This window comes from Flavobacterium sp. (genome assembly GCF_036759525.1).
Classification (GTDB): Bacteria; Bacteroidota; Bacteroidia; order Flavobacteriales; family Flavobacteriaceae; genus Flavobacterium.
Window position 1 is genome coordinate 279836 of sequence record NZ_DAIOUN010000001.1, and the last position, 22421, is coordinate 302256.

Here is a 22421-nt window from a genome sequence, read left to right on the forward strand (position 1 = left end):
ATGTTTTGGTTTTTGCGACAATGAATGATTTTTTAAAATTAAAAACCATTAAACAATTAAGGTTCATTACGTTTTGATACTTAACTCTTCTTAAATGTTTAATGGTTCAAATAAAATTACTTCTTATTCTGATACAAAACCGGATTCAACTCCTCGTCGTTGTACATTTTCATTTGTTTATAGACTTTCATGAATTTGTCTCCGCTTTCAATATCTTTCAACAATTGGTCGATAGACGAAAACATATCGCTTTTTTGTTCTAACAAAACGTTTAATTTTTCCTGACATTTGGCTCTGTGTTCCGGAGTGGCTTCTCCTCGATTGGCTTCTTCGCTCATGTGATAAATTTTTAAAGCCAAAATAGAAAGGCGGTCGATGGCCCAAGCCGGACTTTCGGTGTTGATTTTAGCATCTGCCTTTACCTGAATGTCTTTATATTTTTGAAGAAAATAGCTGTCAATATATTCCACCATATCGGTGCGAACTTGATTGGACGCATCAATTTTTCGTTTTAAATCCAGTGCCGCTACCGGGTCAATTTGCGGATCACGGATGATGTCTTCATAATGCCACTGCACGGTGTCAACCCAATTTTTGGCATACAATAAATGTTCAATTTTATCTTTGGGATACGGGTTGTTAACCGGTTGATACACATTATCATGAATATGATAATCGGCTATACTTTGTTCAAAAACAGAAAACGCAAATTGTGAAAACATAGGATTAAATTTTAAAATACAAATATACTTTTTATACCTTTATCAAACTAATTCAAAACTAAAACGTTTATGCATCTTCATTATATTTCGGAACAAAATAGCATTCTCAATCATTTTTTGGCACAAATTCGAGATGTTTCGGTACAAAAAGACAGTATGCGTTTCCGAAAAAACATTGAACGAATAGGCGAAATTATGGCTTATGAATTGAGTAAAACGCTGCCCTATGTTCCTGTAGAAGTGCAAACACCGCTTGGTATAAAAAAAACTACAGCTTTGGAAGACCATGTGGTTTTGTGTTCTATTTTGAGAGCCGGTTTGGCGTTGCATACCGGTTTTATGAACATTTTTGATAATGCCGAAAACGGATTTGTTTCGGCTTATCGTCATCATCCGAATAATGATGCTTATTTTGATATTTTGGTAGAATACCAAGCCGCTCCTTCTTTTGAAAATAAGACTTTAATTTTAATCGATCCGATGTTAGCCACCGGACAATCGATTGTAGCTGTTTTAAATAAATTGCATTTAGAGCAAAACCCGAAAGAAATTCACATAGCCGTAGTGATTGCTGCTCCCGAAGGAATAGCCTATTTAGAAGAAAACCTTCCGGCCAATTGTCATTTATGGGTTGCCGCTTTAGATGAAAAATTAAATGAGAAAAACTACATTGTTCCCGGTTTGGGTGATGCAGGCGATTTGGCCTATGGTGTCAAATTATAATTGAAAAATAAACAAAAAAACGGAGGCAATAACAACACAACCCACCAAAATTTCGGTTGTTAATTTGTCTTTAGTCATTTCTAAAAAAGAAGTCCCCATAATAGCAACCGGCAAAACTCCAAAAAGTAGCAAATCATTTGATTTATTAGGAGATACAACATAAATTAGAAGGGCAATAACAAAACTAAATAGAACCTTTTTAAATGATGCGTGCTGAATTAAAGGTCTTTTGGTAAGTGTTAGAAGTAACGAGAAAAAGAATAAAACCGAAAAAATAAAGAATACGGTTAAAGCTATGTTTTCAATAGGTTTTTCAGAAAGGGCAAATTCTGTACTAATTCTAATTTGAGAGCCAACCCAAGAGAGCCAATCGGTTTCCAATAGTAAACTAAAAAAAACCAACAAAATGCTTACCGTAAAAAATGCAATAAAGGGAATAAGCCAATTTCTGTAGTCTCTGGAAACATGAAACACTATAGATACAAACACCAAAAGCAAAAACAAAATACACCAAAAATGGAACAATGAGGCCACTATAATCCAAAAAGAAGCATCAAATATTTTTTCTTTTGGAGTAATCATCGACTTCATAGACATTAACCGTCTAAAAGCTAATATTAAAAAAAAAGAGGCTGCAATTAAAGCATTCGAATCAAAAACGCCGGGGATAAAAAGAAGCAATAAAAAATAAAACAACACCGTGTAACTATTGTCTTTACTCAACTCGTTACGTTTGGTTATAAAATTGACTAAGAAAATGGAAACGGTTAGGAAAATTAAGTTTAATCCTTTTTTTACGACTTCAATGCCTGCAGATTCTTGACCTAAACCCAAATGAATTTGGTAAATAACGAAACAAAAAATCAAAGCACTGGCAATTAAAATATAATTAAATGGTCTTGATTTACTAAAAATGCTTGCTATCATACAGATATTTTATACTTTTGTGGGTGTAAATATAATACTTTAAAGCATGAAAGCATTTTTCGAAGCAATCCAATACTTGTTTGTCGATATTTTATTCGCTCCTTTAGACGCCATAAGAAACTTAGAATTAAGTAGTTGGTGGGGTGCCAATACGATCAACTTCCTATTTATGATTATTTGTGCAGGTGCCTTAGTATACTGGGTAAAACAATTGAAATTGCACAAAGCCAATAACGAAGAAAATCAAGATACAACGGCTCATTCGTTTTTAAAATAAAAACCGAAGTCCGATTTTTTTAAATCTTTCTTCTCGTTTTTTTATTTAAAGATCAAAACCAATATCTTTTCTATAATACATCTTATCAAAATGTAGTTTTTCTATATTTTGATAAGATTTTTTTAGAGCCTCTTTGAAATCGTTTCCATACGAAGTAACGGCTAAAACCCGTCCCCCGTTTGACAAAACCGTTCCGTTTTCAAGTTTGGTTCCGGCATGAAAAACAATAGAATCTTTTATGTTTTCCAAACCGGTTATTGTTTTTCCTTTTTCAAATGCTTCCGGATAACCTCCCGAAACCATCATAACCGTAGTAGCACTTCTTGAATCTATTTCAAGTGTCATTTCGTTTAATTTTTGTTGAGAAACCGCCAGAAATAATGCAACCAAATCCGATTTGATTCTTGGCATAACCACTTCGGTTTCAGGATCACCCATTCGAACATTGTATTCAATTACCATGGGTTCACCTTTTACGTTGATTAAACCTATAAAAACAAAACCTTTATATTCAATTCCTTCTTTTTGAAGGCCTTCAATCGTAGGTTTTACAATTCGGGTTTCAATTTTTTCCATTAAAACCGCATCGGCAAACGGAACAGGAGAAACAGCACCCATACCACCGGTGTTTAAACCGGTATCGCCTTCACCAATTCGCTTGTAATCTTTTGCGGTAGGAAGCATTTTATAGTTTTTTCCATCGGTTAAAACAAAACAACTCAGTTCAATTCCGTCTAAAAATTCTTCAATTACTACTTTAGAACTGGCATTGCCAAATTTTTGATCCACAAGCATGCTTCGTAATTCCGTTTTGGCTTCCTCCAAATCATTAAGAATTACAACTCCTTTACCGGCCGCTAAACCATCTGCTTTTAAAACATAAGGAGGCGTTAAAGTTTCTAAAAAATGACATCCTTTTTCAACTGTTTCAGCTGTGAAACTATCATAAGCCGCGGTTGGAATGCTGTGTTTGATTAAAAACTCTTTGGCATACTCTTTACTTCCTTCCAATCTTGCTCCTTCTTTGGAAGGGCCAATTACGGGAATTGATTTTAATTCAGTGTCGTTTTTAAAAAAATCAAAAATCCCGGCTACCAAAGGGTCTTCTGGCCCTACAACAACCATGGTTACGTTTTCTTTTATGACAAATTCTTTTACTGCCGTAAAATCTGTAGGTTGTATGTCTACATTTGAAGCAATAGATGCCGTTCCCGCATTACCGGGTGCCACAAATAATTTTTTGCAAGTAGGACTTTGAAGTAATTTCCAAGCCAACGCGTGTTCGCGTCCGCCGGAGCCAAGAAGTAAAATTGTCATGTTGTGTTGTTTAAAAGAACTCTTTTCGATTTTTAATCTCAAAATGGTTCTAAAGCTGTTGTGGGGCAAAAATAGTTTGTTTTGAGGTAAAAAAAAAGAGGGTTGAATAGTTTATCGGTTGTGGTTTTTATATTTTTGAAAAAAAATCTTTGGAATGTTTAATTTATTTCTTCTCTCTTTAAAATTAAATGGTTTTCCTATCCAGAAAGCACAAGAAGAATTTGAGGAAATTTTAAAAATTCCTGAAGAGAATTATGAAAAATACCTTGAAAACAGAAAAAAGGAGATTGTAGAATTTCATTTAAATAACAACCCTTTTTACCGTAATTTAAACCCCGGAAAGCAATATAAAACGTGGAATGAGTTGCCGGTTTTAACCAAAAAAGATTTGCAAAAACCTCTAAAAGAAAGACTTTCTAAGGGGTATACCTTAAAAAATGTATTCCTAAATAAAACATCGGGTTCTAGTGGTGATCCTTTTATTTTTGCCAAGGATAAAAAAGCCCACGCTATTACTTGGGCTTCCATTATTCACCGTTTTGGATGGTATGGAATTGACTTTTCAAACTCCTTTCAAGCTCGGTTTTATGGAATTCCTCTTGACTTTTTAGGGTATTACAAAGAACGATTAAAAGACTTTTTGAGTCATCGTTACCGTTTTCCTATTTTCGATTTATCCGAAAAGGTTTTGGATACAATTTTGATTCAATTTAAAACTAAAAAATTTAACTACATCAATGGTTATACCAGTTCAATAGTGTTATTTGGTAAATATTTGCAAGAAAAAAACATCATCCTCACAACTATTTGTCCAACACTAAAAGTTTGTATGGTAACCTCAGAAATGCTTTTTGATGACGACAGAAGAATGTTGGAAAAATATTTAGGCATCCCTGTAGTGAATGAGTACGGTGCTTCTGAATTGGATTTAATAGCGTTTGAAAATCTACAAGGCGAATGGCAGGTAAACACGGAAACTTTATTTGTAGAAATCTTAGATGAAAACAATGAGCCGGTTCCTCATGGAAAAGAAGGCAAAATTGTAATAACTTCTCTATACAACTTGGCTCATCCTTTCATTCGATATGAGATTGGCGATATGGGAATTCTAGATGAAAAAAGTAGTGGAAAAAACGTTTATCTGAAAAAATTAATTGGAAGAACAAACGATGTGGCTATCCTGCCCAGTGGAAAAAAATCACCGGGATTGACCTTTTATTATGTAACAAAAAGCATCATAAAAGACGATGGAAACGTTAAGGAGTTTATTATTAAACAAACAAAAATTGATCAATTTGACATTGATTATGTGAGTACTACCGAATTAAATGAAATCCAAATAAAAGAAATAGAAAAATCAATTGCCGAGTATTTAGAACCGGGATTAACTTTTACATACAACCGAAAAGAGGTTTTGCAACGCACCAAAAGTGGCAAACTAAAACAATTTCAATCTTTACTTTAATTTCTATATTTCAGAAATCCTCTATAGGCCCAATGCATCAAATAATAGAGCGATTGAAATACCGATAAATTTTCTACTTCTCTATAAAATTGCCATTGGTACTTAATCAAATCGGTTTTTTTTCGGGATAAAGAATTTTTTCTTATTCGATAAATAGCCTGGGGCTGCTGAATACCGTAAGCAAAAGGAACCGCTTTTAAATACTGCAACCACAATCCCATATCTTGCCTTTTTCGTATAAGGGGCATGTATTTTTTTCCCAGTTTTTGGATATCCAAAAAAGCCGTAAGACAGCTAATAGAGTTGGATTTCAATATGTCTGAATAAGTTACACTTTGAGGTACAATAAAATCCGAATAGACAAAGTTGAGATTTTCATCAGCCCTTCTATAGGAAGAAAAAACAAAGGGAATTCCGGTTTTTTGAATAGTTTGAATACTATTTGCCATGAAATCTGGAAACCAAATATCATCTGCATCTATAAAAGTGAGGTACTGGCCTTGAGCCTGTTCAATTCCGGTATTACGGGCAACGGCTGGTCCCGAATTTTTTTCTAATTGAAAGAACTTAATTCGAGAATCATTTTTTTGAAGCTCTTTTACTAAGTCTGCCGTTTTATCCTGAGACCCATCGTCTACAATGAGTAATTCCCAATGGGTATAAGATTGATTTTGAACCGACAGAATGGTTTCGGCAATAAACTGTTCCGAATTGTAGGTAGGAGTAACTATAGATACTAAAAAATCCATTAGTAGGCTTTGTCTTCTCCTTTAAAGATATTAATTACCGTTTGAATGATAATTTTAACATCCAATAAAAACGACCAATTTTCGATGTAAAAAACATCAAATTTGATGCGGTTAATCATATCTTCATCGGTTTCAATTTCGCCACGAAATCCTTTCACTTGTGCTAGACCAGTAATTCCGGGTTTAACATAATGCCGCACCATGTATTTCTTGATCTTATTTCCGTAGGCTTTATTTTGTGACCAAAGATGGGGTCTTGGTCCTACAACCGACATATCGCCCATTAAAACATTAAAAAATTGGGGAAGTTCATCCAAGCTGGTTTTTCGTAAAATTCTTCCAATTTTGGTAACTCTTGGATCATTTTTTGAAGCTTCTTTTTCAGTAGTTTTATTGATTTTCATCGAACGAAACTTGTAGCAAAAGAATTCTTTTTCGTCTAAGCCGGGTCTGCCTTGTTTGAAAAAAACAGGCCCTTTGGATTCCAGTTTAATAAAAATAGCCAAGATTGGCACTAGCCATGACAATAAAAACACAATGACAAAGAGTGAAAAAACGATATCAAAAAAACGTTTGAAAAGTTTAGTAACCGGTTCGTGGAGTAATGTTTTTTGCAGTGAAAGAACCGGAAACATTTCGTAATAATCTATCTTCAAATTTTTAGAGAAGATTTGTTTCGTATCCGGAATAAACTTGATTGTTTTGAAGTGTTCGTCTGCAAATTCTACCAAATCTTTTAATTGATCATTACTAATTTCGTTTAAACTACAGTAAATCTCATCCACTCGATTTAACAAAACAAACTCTTTAACCTCCTGAATTTTTCCTACAATGTGTTCGTTTGACTTTTTATTAGAGAAAAATCCATAAAAGCGGTAACCGTAATCATTTCGGTTTTCAAAAAGTTCTTTTAAAGCAATCGCTTCTTCGGTATAACCAATAATAATAGCGGTTCTGTAATTACTACCGGTTACAATTCTATACTTTTTGAGATAATAAAAAAGTAAAAATTTCACAAATAAAATCAAACTAAATGAAGCCGTAAGAAAATAGGCTATAGCTCTACCGCTAAACTCTGCTTCTTTAGCAAAGGGAAAGAAAGCGATAACAACGAGCAAAAAAACGACAGCTTGTTTGAAAATCTTGGATAAAATTTCCACCGGTGTTGTAAAGCGATACACCTCATAATAGTCTACAAAAAAGGCGATTAAGCTCCAACTAATCGTTTGATATAAAAGATAAATTGGGAAATTTAGATTTAAATCTGCCAGAAAAAACAAACTCAAAGAGGTAATAACCAAAAGGTCTAGAAAGACACTTATGGGTCTAATGTATTTGGAATATCTACCTTTTTGAGCTGCGACCATACTAGTGAATGAATCCTGAAAAATCTTTGTGTTCTTCTTTTAACAGTTCTTCCGAAGATAGTGTTTTGAAATACTCATAGGTAATTTTCATCCCTTCTTCACGAGAGACTTTGGGTTCCCAACCCAAAATTTCTTTCGCTTTTGTAATATCCGGTTGCCTTTGCAACGGGTCATTTATAGGTAATGGATGGTACACCACTTTTTGTGTTGTTCCGGTAAGTTTGATAATTTCTTCTGCAAAATCTTTGATGGTAATTTCATCTGGATTTCCAATGTTAACCGGCAAATGGTAATCGGAAAGCAACAAACGGTAAATCCCTTCTACTTGATCGTCTACATAACAAAAAGATCGGGTTTGCATGCCATCTCCAAAAATGGTTAAGTCCTCACCGCGTAACGCTTGACCAATAAAAGCGGGAATAACACGCCCGTCATTTAATCGCATACGTGGGCCATAGGTGTTAAAAATACGAACAATTCTAGTTTCTAAACCATGGAAAGTATGATAAGCCATGGTGATGGATTCCTGAAAACGTTTGGCTTCATCGTATACTCCTCGTGGTCCTATGGTATTTACGTTACCATAGTATTCTTCAGTTTGAGGGTGTACCAAAGGATCTCCATATACTTCAGATGTTGAAGCTATTAATATTCTGGCTTTTTTAACTCTTGCCAATCCCAATAAATTATGTGTTCCCAAAGAACCCACTTTTAGAGTTTGAATGGGTATTTTTAAATAATCAATTGGACTAGCCGGTGAGGCAAAATGTAAGATATAATCCAGATTTCCGGGAACAAATACAAACTTCGTTACATCGTGATGGTAAAATTCAAAATGAGGTTCTTTAAATAAATGTTGGATGTTTTTTAAATCTCCGGTTATCAAATTATCCATTCCAATAACATAATAGCCCTCTGCAATAAACCGGTCACATAGATGCGAGCCTAAAAATCCGGCCGCTCCTGTTATAAGAATTCTCTTCATATTAATCTTTTTTTGTTGGCAAAAGTTGCGTGGCGGTAAACAAACAATAAAATGCTGTAAAAAAAACAACGCCTCTTTGTCGCCATAAGAAACTTTCTGTCAAAAATAAACTTATCATTAGAACTGCAAAAGCAATTTGAATAAAATCTTTTTGTTGTAGGGCATTTTTAAACACAATTGCAACCAAAAGCAATAAAATCAAAAAACCAAAAAAACCTAACTCGGCAAAATTTTGAATGTATTGGTTGTGAAAATTTTTATTTTGGTAGCCTTCTTGTGTTTCATTTCCTTGAAAAACATTATATGAATTAGCTTTTTCTTGTAGCTTTTTATAGGATGCATTCAAGCCGAAACCTGTCCAAAATACTTTCTCTTCTTGAAATAACTCATAGAATAAGCGAGCTTGATAAACCCGAAAAGCGGTTCCTGGAAAAAAATCGTTTGGTGAAAACTCTTTGTTTGTCCAGGCTTCATTGATACTTACTATTCTTAAACCCACTTCCTCTTTTGCTATTACGGTATGATTAATACTTTTTTCTGACTTTGCTTTTAATTCACTTTCTACAGAATCTTGGATTTTCCCCGTAAAAAAAACACTTCCAATAAACAAAATAAAGACTATTAGGTTTCGAAGCCTCAATTGTTTTCCTGTTTTGGTGAAATAAAACAAATAAACAATAAAAAGCAGTAAAAAAGTAATTAAAATAGCATAGGCAGATAATAATATCATAAAAACAAATAACAATAAAAGCGAAAGAGTTGTTAAATAACTTCTTGGGTTTTGCTGAATTAAAATGAAAAAAGCCATACCAACGTATACCGAGACATGAACCGCATTCAGTTCTTTAGGAACCAATCCGTGAAAGAAAAAAACGGAGACATCTTGTGAAATAATAAAAAAACTGAAAGCTTTTAGTGTAAAAAACAAACAATAAATCACAATAGAATAACTGTAAATTCTCAAAATTTGACTCAACTGTTTCCTACTGAAAGGCTTGGAAAGCATAAATAAAACAGGCACTAAAAGAAAAGCCGTAAATCGGGGTAATGCTCTTAATGACCTCTCTAAATCTATACTCCAACTCAGAGAAAGAATTGTTATAAAAAATAAAACTATGAGCGGAAATAAATTTTTAACCCAATGCACATTTTCTCTTTTAAAAGAGAAAATGACAGATAGAGCATACAAAACTAGCATCACATTGTTCAATCCATTGTGCAGTGGCAAGGTAACCAAAAGCAATACCATGGGTAAAAAGGAATGGTGATTTTTAGATTCAAAAAGTATATCCTTAAAAAAAGTATTTATTGGATGTTGAGCTTTATACATGTTCTACATTTGAAATAAAATAATTCAAACCCTTTGCAAGGTAGTATTTTTTTCATAATACCGGTAATTTTTACTATTGACTACTCAAAAATGTAATTAAATAACACTTTAGATTATATTTGCATTCAATCTCGTAGATTGCCAATTGATTTAAAATTTGACATAGAATCAATTTATTGTGATAGCATAAGTGAATTTTAACCCCTTTCCATTTGATGCAAAAATTTCGAATTTTATTTCAAAACAATTTATTTTTAAGCGGTATCTATAAAGGTATATCAGGTCTATCCCTTTTTATATCCATTCCGCTTTTAATACAGTTTTTGGGAGAAAACAGTTTTAGTATTTGGGTTCTAATATTTGCTTTGTTTCAGTGGATTTTATTAATGGACTTGGGTATTTCAAGTGTACTCAAATCCAAAATTCCGGTTCTAAAATTAGAGAATAAACCCTCACAATTAAACGCTTACATTAAATCAACTTACAAAATTACAACCGGTATTGCCTTCTTTTCTTTCTTAATTTTTTCAGTATTAATTTATTTTTTTGATATAACGAACATTTTAAATATTACCGGTTTTTCTCTTGGATTTATTCGGTTTCTTTTTGTTTTAAACATAGGTTTTTTTTGTGTTCAATTTATTCTCAATACACACAAGTCTCTTTATGTAGGTTTTTTAAAAGGAAAATATGCCGAAAAATCAATTGCCGTTAATCAAATTTTTTTCTTGATATCCTTGGTTTCCCTTTACTTATGGGGAAACGATTTTGATGCAGATACTAAATTACTTATGGTTTCTATTTGTAATGGTATTGTAGGGATTGGTGTGCATTTAGGGTATACGATGCACTTGTTTAAAAGTGAAAAAATTTCGTTTCAACAAAGAACAAAATCACCTAAAAATTTCTTGAAAGAACTTTACCTGATGGGTATGAAGTTTATGATTATACAAGTGTGCTTTATTTTTATTTTTAATTCTGACACCTATTTAATCAGTTATTTTTTTGGTTCAACCGAGGTAGTTTCTTATGAGATTTTGACCAAATATTTTCAATTTCCACTAATGGTTTTAATGGCGGCTATGTCTCCCTTATGGTCTATTTTTGCTAAAAAATATTATGAAAAAGAATACCATTGGTTGCTTGACGGTTTTCGCAAATTCAACTTAGGGTTTTTAGTTATTTCTTTATTATTTGTATTTTTTGCTTTGTTAGCTCCATGGATATTTCCTCTTTGGATTTCACCTGATTTTAACTATTCTCAAACGTTATTCATTTCAATTGGATTCTTAACCTTATTTCGATTGTATTCGCTTTTTTATGGTTTTTTTCTAAGTGGTATCGGAGAATTAAAGAGGTACATCCTAACCTTGGTAGTAAGTGTCTTGTTAAAAATTCCCATCACCTATTTTCTTATTCAATTTCATTTTGGAGTTTCTTCAGTAGCTATAGCTTCTGCAGTTTTGGTATTCATTTGGTGCTTTTTACAACCCTGGGAATCCTACAGAATTGTAAAAAAGAATCTCACACACAAAATCATTTGAAAAAAATTTCTATATCTTTCCGCACCATAGTCAAAAATTAAATAAACAAACCAAACTTAAATGAACAAACTTTCTATAATAATACCTGCTTACAACGAAGGTCCAACTATTCATTTTATATTAGATAAACTTCAAAATGTTACATTACCTAATGGCATTGAAAAAGAAATCATTATTGTAAACGATTGTTCTAAAGACAATACTGAGGAAGCTATTTTAAAATACATTGAAACTCATCCTGATATGTCGATTCAATACTTTAAACATGAGGTAAACAAAGGCAAAGGAGCTGCACTACACACCGGAATTAGTAAAGCTACAGGTGAATATTTAATTATTCAGGATGCAGATTTAGAATACGACCCCAATGAATTTAATTTATTGATTCAACCGGTTTTAGATGGTTTTGCCGATGTAGTGTATGGTAGCCGTTTTATGGGCGGAAATCCACATAGAATCTTGTTTTTTTGGCACACAATAGGCAATAAGTTTTTAACTTTTTTATCTAACATGTTTACCAATCTTAATCTTACAGATATGGAAACGTGTTACAAACTTTTCAATACCAAAATCATTCAACAAATTCCACTTCGTGAAAAACGTTTTGGCTTTGAACCCGAAATAACTGCTAAAATTTCACGAATACCCAAAATTAGAATTTATGAAGTGGGTATCTCCTATTACGGAAGAACCTATGAAGAAGGCAAAAAAATAGGTTGGAAAGATGGTTTTAGAGCTATTTATTGTATTTTAAAATATGGTTTATTCAAAAGATAAGATGTGATACTTCTGACAACAAATCTTTTTCTTTTATTTATTTTAATGAATGATAAATCTTTAAGTTTATCTTTCATTAAAGCATTACTTTTATTTTCTGTAACCGTTTTTGGAATAACTGAATTCCTTTCCTTAATTGGTTTTCTTGATCATATTGGAGTTATATTGTCTTGGTCTTTTGTTAATCTAGTTCTTTTCTTTCTATCATATAAAAAAGGTCTCTATAAAAACATATTATCTAAAATTAAGAGTCAAATTGAAATTTTTAAAACTAGTAAGCAGTCTTTTAAAATTTTACTTTGTATTACTATTTTAATAATTATAGGCCTGTTTTTTCAAGGTTTTGTTTATCCGCCTAATAATTGGGATTCTCTAACTTATCATATGTCTAGAATTATGTATTGGATTGGAAATGGATCTGTAGATCATTTTCAAACTCATATTTTGAGACATTTATACCAACCTCCTTTTGCTGAATACGTCATTCTTAATTTAAATTTAGCTAACGGAAATGATTATTTTTCAAATAATGTACAAGGGGTTTATTTAATTGGGTGCCTTTTTGTTGCTATTGCTATTTTAAAAGAAGTTGGAGTTAGTGAAAATTATAAACTTTTTGTTTGCTTATTAATCTTAAACACACCAAGTGTCCTTTTGCAGGCAACCACAACTAAAAATGATATTGTAGTTGCTTTTTTTATTTTAACTACAATTCATTTTTTTAGAAAAATAATTCAAAGCAATCAACCCTTAGATTTTATTTTTCTTGGACTGTCGATAGGTTTGGGAATGTTAACTAAAAGTACATTCTATGTTTTTACTGCTCCTATTATCCTAATTTTAGGAATATCTTTTTTATATAAAAATGTCAAGACTAAATCCTATTTTTGGTTAACACATTCAATTATAGCCATAGTAATTGCATTGTCAATAAATACAACTCATTTTTATAGAAACTATAAAGTAGATCAAGATATCTTAAACATTGATAAAAACGAAGCAAAAGGTTATTCAAATGAATCCATGTCTGTATCTTTTTTTACCTCAAATTGTATTAAAAATATAGGGTTACATTTAGGTTATCCGTTCCAAGATGTATTTGATAAAGGAATTAGGAAATGGCACGAAAAAAACAATATTGACATTAATAATCCCAAACTTAATTATCTTGGTATACCCTATGAAGGTGCAAGAAAGTTGACTACACACGAAGATTATGTTCCAAATACATTTCAATTTCTTTTTATTTTTTGTGCTTTTCTATTTACAATTTATCAAATGGTTCGGTATCGAAAAATTAGCTTATTCCTTTTATCACTTTGGGGCATCTTAATTCTACAAATAATTTTATTTGTATTGTTTCTAAAATGGCAACCTTGGCATACACGTCTTCACATTCCTTTGTTTATAGAATCTTGTATAATTTTAGTACTAACATTTAAAGAATATAAAATTCGCAGATTAACGGGAATCATCGTTTTGACAATTTGTCTGACTGGTTTTATTTTTTATTTTGTTTACAACAATTTACGACCACTTATAAAACATTCTAAATACACAAAAGATGTATCATTTTATGAAAACAGATACAGAAATTATTTTAGTAATCAACTAAATCTTCACGGTGAATATAAAAAAATCAAAGAAAGTATAATAGATAATACCACTATTGGTCTTTTTATGTCTGATTGGGAATATCCATTATTCAAAGATTTCTATTATGATCACATAAAATTAAAAGCCATTAATGTCTTAAATAATACCAATAGAATCAAACAGGACGAATTACCGATTGATCAAATTATTTCAAATACAATTAATCAACCATTTATTGAATACCAAGGCAAAAAATATTACAATCAAAACTTTAATAATTTGTACATTTGGAGCTATAAATAAGTTGAAAGCCCAAGACTAGAGATAAACCATAAAAATGAATTCATTCCTACTTCAAAATAAAAGCTTCCTACTCAAACTAAAACGCTTATTTAATTCGGTAACACGCATTGAAATTTCAAAATATCCGAGTCCGGAATTAGATAGACGTATAAAATTGATTCAATCCAATCAAATAGATGTCATTTTAGATGTGGGTGCCAATATTGGTCAGTATGGAGGTGAGATGAGAAATTTAGGATTCAAAGGTCAAATCATTTCTTTTGAACCGATGCAAGAGGCTTTTACTAAATTGGCTAAAAATGCAAAAAACGACCCGCTTTGGGATGTTTACCACTCTTCATTAGGCGAACGCGATGGCGTAGCGGTTATTAATATTTCTAAAAACTCTGTTAGTAGCTCTTTACTAAACAACCTTCCACAACTAACCGAAAGTGCTCCCGAAGCCTCCTTTATCACACAAGAAGAAATAAAAATAGCGAAGCTTGATACGCTTTTTGATTCTTTGCAATTAAACGGTAAAAAAATCTATCTCAAAATAGATACCCAAGGTTATGAAGAAAAAGTTTTAGAAGGTGCTCTAAATAGCCTAAGTAAAATCAATGGAATTCAAATAGAAATGGCTTTTATTCCAAGTTATGAGGGTGCATTAACCTACGAAACCATTAAACAAAAATTAGAAAACTTTGGTTTTAAGTTGATGGCTATTGAAAACGGTTTCTATGATAAAAAAACTGGAAAACAGCTCGAAGTTGATGGTATATTTTACAAACCCTAATTCTGAATACCAAATCCGGATTGGTTTAAATTTGAAAAAATTGGCTTTTGAAAATAAATATTAAAAAATATATTCTTTACTCTTCGGTTTTTGCCATTTTTACAGAAGCCTTTTTCTTTAATTATATTATTGATTGGAAATTATTGTATTTGATTGTTCTTTCAAATTTTTTACTCTTACTTAAAATCAATCACATCAAATTCAATCGCAACTTTGTTTTTATTCTTTTAGGATTCTTTATTCATGGCTTAGTTTGTTACACAGCCATAGGTATTCCCTATAATTTTATGCTTTCGCAAATCATTGGTATCGCGATAGTGGGATCTTACTTTTACAATGTGGTATCTCTTTTTAAAACCTCAGAAATCATAAAAGTTTATATAAAGATGAGTTTATATGTAGCCGTAATAGGATACATACTTTATGTTATAAATTACAACGAACCCCGCTACCGCTTGATGAGTATATTTAAAGAACCTGCTCATTATGTTGTAGTTGTTATTCCGGCTTGCTATTATTATTTAAAATCAAAGAAATATCTGGAATTTAGTATAATTTTTGGCACACTAATTTTATCAAATTCATCTTTAGGCTATATCGGTTGTGGACTTATGTTTATTCTGCCAAATTTAACTTTACGCAGAATGGGTTATCTAGTAGCACTTCTACCGATTGTAGGAGCTGTTTTTTACTATATTTACAGTGAACATACCTTCTTCAAAATGAGAGTTGATGATACCTACAACTCATTGAAAGTGATTCAAACCGGAAAATTTGATGAAAAAACCAATTTAAGTTCCTATGTAATGATTGGGAATTTATATATTGCCAGAAAAAATATTTCAGATCACCCTCTAGGAAGTGGAATAGGTAGCCATCATTACATGCATACTGAAAAATATTTGAAAGAAATGAGGCCTCCAGAGTATCTTAGAATTCAAAGAAGACATACCGATAATTCTTTTGATGCCAACTCATTAGCAACTCGGTTATTTTCTGAGTTTGGCCTTTTTGGAATTATCGGAGTATTTTTGTTTTTGTATTACAGTTCTACCGTTTTTAAAAGACCTGATTTGTTTTTTGCTCAAGGAGTATTTATTTATTTTTTACTAAAATTATTTCGAGATGGACACTATTTCCCTCCAGAATTATTTTTATTCATTTGGCTTTTCTACTTTAGTGTAAAAGAGCAAAAACAAATTTTCAACAACTCCAAAACTCGTGAAGCCTAAAGAAATTTTCCATATTGCTGAAGACTTAACTTATGAAAGTGGTGGTTTACGAACCATGATTTCAAAATTAGACCACTATTTAAATTCATCTGATGATTTTAAATCCAAAGTTATTACCCTTCACAAAGAAGCTTCAGACTCTTTTCACGAATTGTCTAGCAAAAGAAATGCTTGGCACTACAATTCTGATTTGTCAACCTACTTACAAAAGACCATTCAGTCCAATTCAATAATTCATCTGCATGGAGTTTGGATGTATCCACAATACATTGCTTCTAAAATAGCAAGAATCAAAAAAGTACCATCAGTCTTAACTGCCCACGGAATGTTAGAGCCGTATTTGTTTCAAGATAAAGGTTTTAAAAAACAAGTGTATTACCATTTGATATTAAAAAAACTACTTCAAAACACTACTGTTTTACATGCTATCACGAGTAATGAAAAAGAAAATCTATACCGTTTAAGTGGTCATAAAAACATTGTTGAAATCCCTAACTTAATTTCTATTGATGAAAATTCTAAAAGTGCTTTATTTAATCCCGAAGAGGACTATTTTTTATTTTTAGGTAGATTTCATAAAGTTAAAGGAATTGAATTGCTCATTCAAGCATTTGAAAAAATAGAAAATAAAAAAATTAAACTCAAACTAGCCGGGTTTCCAAATGAATATTCACAAACCATCAAAAAACTCATAGAATCTAAAAATTTAAATTCCCGAATTGAATGTGTTGGAGAGTGTATTGGAGATGAGAAAGTGAAACTATTTGGCCAAGCAAGAGCCTTTGTAAATCCTTCCTATTCTGAAGTCATCGGAATGGTGAATTTGGAAGCTGCTTCTCTTAAAACACCCGTAATAACTACATGGAATACTGGATTAAAAAAAGAATGGAATAAAAACGGCGGTATTTTAATTGAACCAGAATTGGAAAATTTAACCCAAGCTTTAAATGAGGCATCACATTGGAGCACTAATGAACGAATTAAACGAGGAAATCAACTTTCCGAATTTACATATAACGAATACTCTTGGGAGAAAAAAGGCTGGCTTTGGAATGAACTATATAACGATTTAAAATAATAAAAGAGTTGTTTCCAACTCTTTTATTTTAATTCATCAAAACCGATTCTAATTGTTCATTTCCTACAAATCCTGGAGGATAATCACCATCAAAACTCAAGTCGTTACGCATCATTTTTTCATCCCATTTCATCCCGGAATTGGCATTAAAATAGGGTACATATTTAAGTGCACTACCTTCCAGCATTACTTTTTCGTTATTCAAGACGGTTACCCCTTTTAAGTCCAAATGCTTTTGTTCTTTATTGGTACTCAAAGTAATTTGAAAGTTTTCCAAATATACTTGTTCAGGAATTGCAACTGTTATTTTTTGAATCATTTCTTGTCCTTTAACTGAAACCGGAATGGGATTTTCATAATCCCAATACCCATCCTTTTTTATTACAACAGACAAACTGTCATCAAACTGATAAACCGCTTCTAATACAATGCTGAACTTATCATTTACGGGTGCTTGAACTTCTTTTTTTTCTCTTCCGCAAGAGACCAAAACAAGTGCAAAAACAAAAATTAATTTTTTCATGTTTAAATTAAATTAGCGGAACAAATTTATACATATTTTCTATTCGAAATAAAAAAAGAAAATTATTTTTGGAAATTATTTAATCCCTCGTTTTATAGCATTTCATCAAAACTAAAATCACTACATAATTTAATGATTTTTAGTAATTAAATCAGAATCAAATCAAAATATCCTTCTAATGAATAAAATTTTTAAACCTCTGTCTACCATTCAAATTTTAGGAATTTCTTTCATTAAAGGTAAAGTTTCAGATGCGTTTCTCTATTTAAAAAATAAAGGAGGATTGATGACAGTACCTGCTGCACCAGCATTGGTAACTATTACCTATGATAAAGCCTATTATCAATCTTTATTAAAATCCGACTTAGTTATTCCGGATAGCGGCTATATGATTTTGATTTGGAACATGATTTCTTCAAATAAACTTTATAAAATATCGGGTTTAGAATTCATAGACTATTTTGTAAACGAATCTAAAACCATAAACCAAAGTAAATTACTTTTAGTAAATCCAAGTCATGAAGATGGTCAAATTAATCTAAACTATTTAGTCTCTAAGGGATTTAACGAAGAAACAATATACAACTTTACCGCCCCTTTTTATGGTGACAATGTAATAGATACAGACTTGATAGAGTTATGTGAAAAAATCCAACCAAAGTGGATAATGATTAACATTGGTGGAGGCACTCAAGAAAAATTAGGCCTCTTTCTAAAAGAAAACCTCTCATACAAACCTGCAATAATGTGTACGGGAGCTGCAATATCATTTAAGACAGGCCGACAAGTTAAAATGCCGCTTTGGGTTGATCGTATGTATTTAGGTTGGTTATCTAGATGTATTTCTAATCCCAAAGTGTTTATTCCTAGATACTTAAAAGGTTTTAAACTCTTAAAACTCATTCTTCTACATAAATCAAACACAATCAAGTAATAACATGGTATGATGTTGTTGTTAATTTATCAGAAAATTGAGATAGAAATTTTCAATTTAAAACCAAAAAAACTAACTTTGTTATTTAATTTTAAGCGTTAGTATGAAAAAAGTATTAGTTTGTGGTGCAGGTGGATTTATTGGGGGGCATTTGGTAAACAAATTAAAATCATTAGGATTTTGGGTAAGAGGTGTTGATTTAAAAGAAAATGAATATGGAAACAACAACTCAAACGAATTTATTTTAGGCGATTTAAGAGACCCAATTATAGCAAGTAAAGTAGTTCAGGATATAGACGAAATCTATCAGTTAGCCGCAGACATGGGTGGAGCCGGATACATATTTACCGGTGAACACGATGCTGATGTTATGAATAATTCTGCTTTATGTAACCTAAATATTTTAGGTGCCGCTCAAAAATCAGGTGTGAAAAAAATTTTTTACTCCTCTTCTGCTTGTATGTATCCTGAATACAATCAAATGGACCCTAATAACCCCAAATGTTCTGAGGATTCTGCGTATCCTGCAAATCCGGATAGTGAATACGGTTGGGAGAAATTATTTAGCGAACGTCTTTATCTTTCTTATCATAGAAATTATGGAATGGAGGTTCGAATAGCTCGTTTTCATAATATTTTTGGACCCCAAGGAACATGGAATGGTGGAAAAGAAAAGGCTCCTGCTGCAATGTGTAGAAAAGTTGCCGAAGCCAAAGATGGAGATGCTATTGAAGTCTGGGGTGATGGAAAACAGACCCGCTCATTTTTGTACATAGACGAATGCGTTGAAGCTGTAATTCGTTTAATGGATTCTGATTTCACAGGCCCTGTTAATATAGGTTCAGAGGAAATGATTTCAATTAATGATTTTGCCAATATGGCTATTGCAATTTCCGGAAAAAATTTAACTATAAAAAATATTCCTGGTCCAACAGGAGTTAGAGGAAGAAATTCTGATAATAAACTTCTAAAAGAGAAATTAAACTGGGAACCAACCATGTCTTTACTAGAAGGAATGAAACTCACTTTTGAATGGATTAACACTCAAGTTAAAAAACACGAATCTGTTTTTTAATAAATCCTTTAGGATATCTTTTTACCATGATTAAATCAATCCAAATCAAAGATTTTATTGTAAAAAGATATCCTTATTCTATCTTACTTTTATTCTGTTTTCCTTTACTTAAAGAAAATTTATCTTCCCTTGCCTTTTTAATTTTTGGGTTATTAACAATCGCTGTAAAATTTGGTTTTTCAAAAGGTGAAAAACTAAACAAAAAAATTCTTGTTTTTACTATCCCTTTTTGGATTATTCTGTTAGACGCATTTTTATATGGTAGATTGAAAGAAAGTGGAAGTGCAATAAATCACGCCTTGCTCTTTTTATTGTTTCCTGTAGTGTTTTATTTAGCACCTTCTTACTTATTTACTAAGGAAAAATTACACCGCTATTTCAATTTACTAACTTGGGTTTGTGTGATTTTGGGAGTTTCCTATCTCTTATTGTTTGTATTAAACAAACCTGTTTCTAGTTTAATTGAAACCAAATACAACAGCTCATTATTTCGTGATTTTGTTTACAGTGAAACAAAAATATTTAGCATACATCCGGCTTATTACACTTCAATTGTGATTTTTTGTATGGCTTACCAATTAAAAAATAATACAATCAATCCTAAAATTATCAATAGTATCATTCTCTTATTTTTATACGTTATCACTTTTTTAATGCTAACGAAATTAAATATTGTTGTAATGAATCTAATTCTAATTGTTTACATTTTATTCCATACTACAATTTCTCGTATAAAAAAAACGGCTTTTATATTACTAATAGTTATATCCATCATACTCTCGTTATTTTACGTCCCAGGGCTTTACATTCGGTTTGTTGAAATTTTTACAAGTTTTGGAATAAACCCGACAGGTGTAGCTCACGACTCAACTAATATTAGAGTAGCAATTTATACCTGTGATTGGGAAATTATAAAAAACAATCTTTGGCAAGGGATAGGGTTTTATGATATTCAAAATCAGCTTTTAAATTGTTTTGAATCAAAATACCATTCCTCTTTCTATGAAAATCACAAATATTTATCACACAATTATTTTCTGTATATATTGCTAGGATCAGGAATTGTAGGGTTTACAGGGTTTCTATATTTCTGCTACAGAGTTGTAAACTTTGCACTTAAAATTAACTCTTTCGTTTTTTATGTATTTATTTTAAATACTTTTCTAATGTGCTGTATTGAAGATTATTTTTATAGACAAAATGGAATTTATTTCTTTATGCTAATCTTTCTGTGTTACTTTAAATATTTTGATTCTGTAAAAGCCAAAAAAATTGAAAATATTTAAACTTTTAAGTTTATTTTATTTACTGTTTTTCTCAAACTCTCCTCCCAATTCTTAACCTCAATACCAAATGTATCTTTAATTTTTCTTTTATCCAAAACACTGTAAGCCGGACGTTTTGCGGGTGTTGGATAACTTGTTGTGGGTATGGGTTCTAAATTGATTTTGATGTTATTAATTTCAAAGATTTTATTAGCAAAATCATACCAACTGCATTGGCCCTCGTTGGAGAAGTTGTAGATACCGTAGTTGTTGGTTGTTGGTTGTTGGTTGTTGAACAAAATTATTTTAACCAAAACTTCGGCTAAATCGACTGCGTTTGTCGGGGTTCCGATTTGGTCGTTTACTACGGCTAGTTTATCTCTCTCAGTGGCTAATCGAAGCATGGTTTTCATAAAATTATTACCAAATTGTGAATAAACCCAAGATGTTCTAATGATGAAGTGCTTTTGCCAAGTTTCCTGAATCGCTTTTTCACCCTCTGATTTGGTTTGTCCATAAACACCGGTTGGGTTGGGAAAATCATCTTCAGTATAAGGAGAATCTTTGGTTCCGTCAAACACAAAATCAGTTGAAATGTGGAGTAAAATAGTGTCAAATTCTTTACAAACCTCAGCCAGGTTTTTTGGACCAACCACATTGATTAAATGAGCTTTTTCGGGTTCACTTTCTGCTTTATCAACGGCTGTGTAAGCCGCTGCGTTAATACAAAAAGAGGGTTTAAATTGTTTAAATTGTTGTTTAATATGGTTCAAATTCGTTATGTCTAACTGACTTGATTCACAAAAAACAAAATGTATATCCGGATAATTTGGTGCCAAAAACTGCAAAGCTTGCCCTAACTGTCCACCTGCTCCTGTAACTAAAACTACCATACTTTCTTTGCGTTTTCCAAGACAGGCAATAACCGATCTTTCTCTGAAATAATTAATTTTTCGGTATCAAAACCCCATTCAATTCCAATAGAACTATCATTAAAGATTATACCGCCTTCTGATTCTTTATTGTAAAAATTATCGCATTTATAAAAGAAAGTGGCTGTATCGGATAGTACCAAGAATCCATGTGCAAACCCTCTAGGTACAAAAAACTGCCTCTGATTGGTTTCGGATAACAATACGGCTTCATACTGCCCAAAAGTTTCCGAATCAGGTCGTATATCAACCGCCACATCCAAAACTTCTCCTTGTAAAACTCGAACCAATTTAGCTTGTGCAAATTCACCGGTTTGGTAATGCAAACCCCGTAAAACTCCTTTTGAGGAAAACGATTGATTGTCTTGTACAAAATGTACTTTTTGCCCCACTCCTTCTTGAAAAGTTCGTTCATTAAAACTTTCCATAAAATAACCGCGTTCGTCTTGAATTATTTTGGGTTCTAGAATAAAACAGCCTTTGAGCTTGGTTTCTGTAAAATTCATAGTGATAATGTGTCAATTT

22 protein-coding genes are annotated in these 22421 nt (G+C 31.9%); 12 read left to right on the forward strand and 10 right to left on the reverse strand.

The window, feature by feature from the left end:
• Nucleotides 1–116 precede the first annotated feature (116 nt).
• Nucleotides 117–722, reverse strand: coding sequence for a DUF4254 domain-containing protein (locus tag V7M80_RS01310; RefSeq protein ID WP_333693465.1), 606 nt, complete (start codon nt 720–722; stop codon nt 117–119).
• A gap of 69 nt (nt 723–791) precedes the next feature.
• On the opposite strand from V7M80_RS01310, the gene upp reads away from it, so the two are divergent.
• Nucleotides 792–1445, forward strand: a complete 654-nt coding sequence (upp, locus tag V7M80_RS01315) for a uracil phosphoribosyltransferase (RefSeq protein ID WP_333693467.1) — start codon at nt 792–794, stop codon at nt 1443–1445.
• Here upp and V7M80_RS01320 read toward each other — a convergent pair.
• Nucleotides 1440–2372, reverse strand: a complete 933-nt coding sequence (locus V7M80_RS01320) for a DUF6427 family protein (protein WP_333693469.1) — start codon at nt 2370–2372, stop codon at nt 1440–1442. The genes upp and V7M80_RS01320 overlap by 6 nt on opposite strands.
• 46 nt (nt 2373–2418) lie before the next feature.
• Here V7M80_RS01320 and V7M80_RS01325 point away from each other — a divergent pair, with 46 nt between their 5' ends.
• On the forward strand, nt 2419–2649 hold the full coding sequence (locus tag V7M80_RS01325) for a DUF6341 family protein (RefSeq protein WP_333693470.1): 231 nt from the start codon (nt 2419–2421) through the stop codon (nt 2647–2649).
• A gap of 45 nt (nt 2650–2694) precedes the next feature.
• On the opposite strand, the gene purD is transcribed toward V7M80_RS01325, so the two are convergent.
• Nucleotides 2695–3966, reverse strand: a complete 1272-nt coding sequence (gene purD, locus V7M80_RS01330) for a phosphoribosylamine--glycine ligase (RefSeq protein WP_333693472.1) — start codon at nt 3964–3966, stop codon at nt 2695–2697.
• Between the two features lie 154 nt (nt 3967–4120).
• Here purD and V7M80_RS01335 point away from each other — a divergent pair, with 154 nt between their 5' ends.
• Entirely contained in the window at nt 4121–5431 is a 1311-nt protein-coding gene (locus V7M80_RS01335) for a phenylacetate--CoA ligase family protein (RefSeq protein ID WP_333693474.1), read from the forward strand.
• Here the strand turns inward: V7M80_RS01335 and V7M80_RS01340 are convergent.
• From V7M80_RS01340 to V7M80_RS01355, 4 genes are read right to left on the reverse strand one after another with little or no spacing between them, the layout of a single operon-like run.
• Nucleotides 5428–6180: a glycosyltransferase family 2 protein gene (locus V7M80_RS01340; protein WP_333693475.1), complete on the reverse strand. Its 753-nt coding sequence runs from the start codon at nt 6178–6180 to the stop codon at nt 5428–5430. The genes V7M80_RS01335 and V7M80_RS01340 overlap by 4 nt on opposite strands.
• Nucleotides 6180–7547, reverse strand: a complete 1368-nt coding sequence (locus tag V7M80_RS01345; RefSeq protein ID WP_333693476.1) for an undecaprenyl-phosphate glucose phosphotransferase — start codon at nt 7545–7547, stop codon at nt 6180–6182. Before V7M80_RS01345 ends, V7M80_RS01340 begins: the two co-directional genes overlap by 1 nt.
• A gap of 1 nt (nt 7548) precedes the next feature.
• Entirely contained in the window at nt 7549–8532 is a 984-nt protein-coding gene (locus tag V7M80_RS01350) for a UDP-glucuronic acid decarboxylase family protein (protein ID WP_333693478.1), read from the reverse strand.
• Nucleotide 8533: 1 nt separating this feature from the next.
• The gene (locus V7M80_RS01355; protein ID WP_333693479.1) at nt 8534–9862 is read right to left on the reverse strand and encodes an O-antigen ligase family protein; all 1329 of its coding nucleotides are present in this window, start codon (nt 9860–9862) and stop codon (nt 8534–8536) included.
• A gap of 215 nt (nt 9863–10077) precedes the next feature.
• Here V7M80_RS01355 and V7M80_RS01360 point away from each other — a divergent pair, with 215 nt between their 5' ends.
• The 6 genes from V7M80_RS01360 to V7M80_RS01385 are packed head-to-tail and all read left to right on the forward strand — an operon-like array spanning nt 10078 to nt 17167.
• Complete coding sequence (locus V7M80_RS01360; RefSeq protein ID WP_333693480.1) at nt 10078–11406, forward strand: lipopolysaccharide biosynthesis protein; 1329 nt, start codon at nt 10078–10080, stop codon at nt 11404–11406.
• Nucleotides 11407–11466: 60 nt separating this feature from the next.
• Nucleotides 11467–12183: a glycosyltransferase family 2 protein gene (locus V7M80_RS01365; protein WP_333693482.1), complete on the forward strand. Its 717-nt coding sequence runs from the start codon at nt 11467–11469 to the stop codon at nt 12181–12183.
• 45 nt (nt 12184–12228) lie between these two features.
• A complete protein-coding gene (locus tag V7M80_RS01370) occupies nt 12229–14082 on the forward strand; it encodes a glycosyltransferase family 39 protein (protein ID WP_333693484.1) in 1854 nt (617 codons plus the stop codon).
• A gap of 34 nt (nt 14083–14116) precedes the next feature.
• The gene (locus tag V7M80_RS01375) at nt 14117–14857 is read left to right on the forward strand and encodes an FkbM family methyltransferase (RefSeq protein WP_333693485.1); all 741 of its coding nucleotides are present in this window, start codon (nt 14117–14119) and stop codon (nt 14855–14857) included.
• Nucleotides 14858–14904: 47 nt separating this feature from the next.
• Complete coding sequence (locus V7M80_RS01380; protein WP_333693486.1) at nt 14905–16089, forward strand: hypothetical protein; 1185 nt, start codon at nt 14905–14907, stop codon at nt 16087–16089.
• Nucleotides 16079–17167, forward strand: coding sequence for a glycosyltransferase (locus tag V7M80_RS01385; RefSeq protein ID WP_333693488.1), 1089 nt, complete (start codon nt 16079–16081; stop codon nt 17165–17167). The genes V7M80_RS01380 and V7M80_RS01385 overlap by 11 nt, the downstream gene beginning before the upstream one ends.
• A gap of 28 nt (nt 17168–17195) precedes the next feature.
• On the opposite strand, the gene V7M80_RS01390 is transcribed toward V7M80_RS01385, so the two are convergent.
• Entirely contained in the window at nt 17196–17690 is a 495-nt protein-coding gene (locus tag V7M80_RS01390) for a hypothetical protein (RefSeq protein WP_333693490.1), read from the reverse strand.
• Nucleotides 17691–17868: 178 nt separating this feature from the next.
• Here V7M80_RS01390 and V7M80_RS01395 point away from each other — a divergent pair, with 178 nt between their 5' ends.
• The 3 genes from V7M80_RS01395 to V7M80_RS01405 all read left to right on the forward strand — a co-directional run bounded on the left by V7M80_RS01395 (nt 17869) and on the right by V7M80_RS01405 (nt 20985).
• A complete protein-coding gene (locus tag V7M80_RS01395) occupies nt 17869–18624 on the forward strand; it encodes a WecB/TagA/CpsF family glycosyltransferase (protein ID WP_333693492.1) in 756 nt (251 codons plus the stop codon).
• A 103-nt stretch (nt 18625–18727) separates the two neighbouring features.
• Nucleotides 18728–19699: an NAD-dependent epimerase/dehydratase family protein gene (locus V7M80_RS01400; RefSeq protein WP_333693494.1), complete on the forward strand. Its 972-nt coding sequence runs from the start codon at nt 18728–18730 to the stop codon at nt 19697–19699.
• Nucleotides 19700–19725: 26 nt separating this feature from the next.
• Nucleotides 19726–20985 carry an O-antigen ligase family protein gene (locus tag V7M80_RS01405; protein WP_333693495.1) on the forward strand — a complete coding sequence of 420 codons (1260 nt, stop codon included), beginning with the start codon at nt 19726–19728 and terminating at the stop codon, nt 20983–20985.
• Here the strand turns inward: V7M80_RS01405 and rfbD are convergent.
• Together rfbD and rfbC are read right to left on the reverse strand one after the other, a co-directional pair.
• Nucleotides 20982–21857, reverse strand: coding sequence for a dTDP-4-dehydrorhamnose reductase (rfbD, locus tag V7M80_RS01410; protein ID WP_333693496.1), 876 nt, complete (start codon nt 21855–21857; stop codon nt 20982–20984). The genes V7M80_RS01405 and rfbD overlap by 4 nt on opposite strands.
• Entirely contained in the window at nt 21851–22402 is a 552-nt protein-coding gene (rfbC, locus tag V7M80_RS01415) for a dTDP-4-dehydrorhamnose 3,5-epimerase (protein WP_333693497.1), read from the reverse strand. Before rfbC ends, rfbD begins: the two co-directional genes overlap by 7 nt.
• Between the last annotated feature and the right edge of the window lie 19 nt (nt 22403–22421).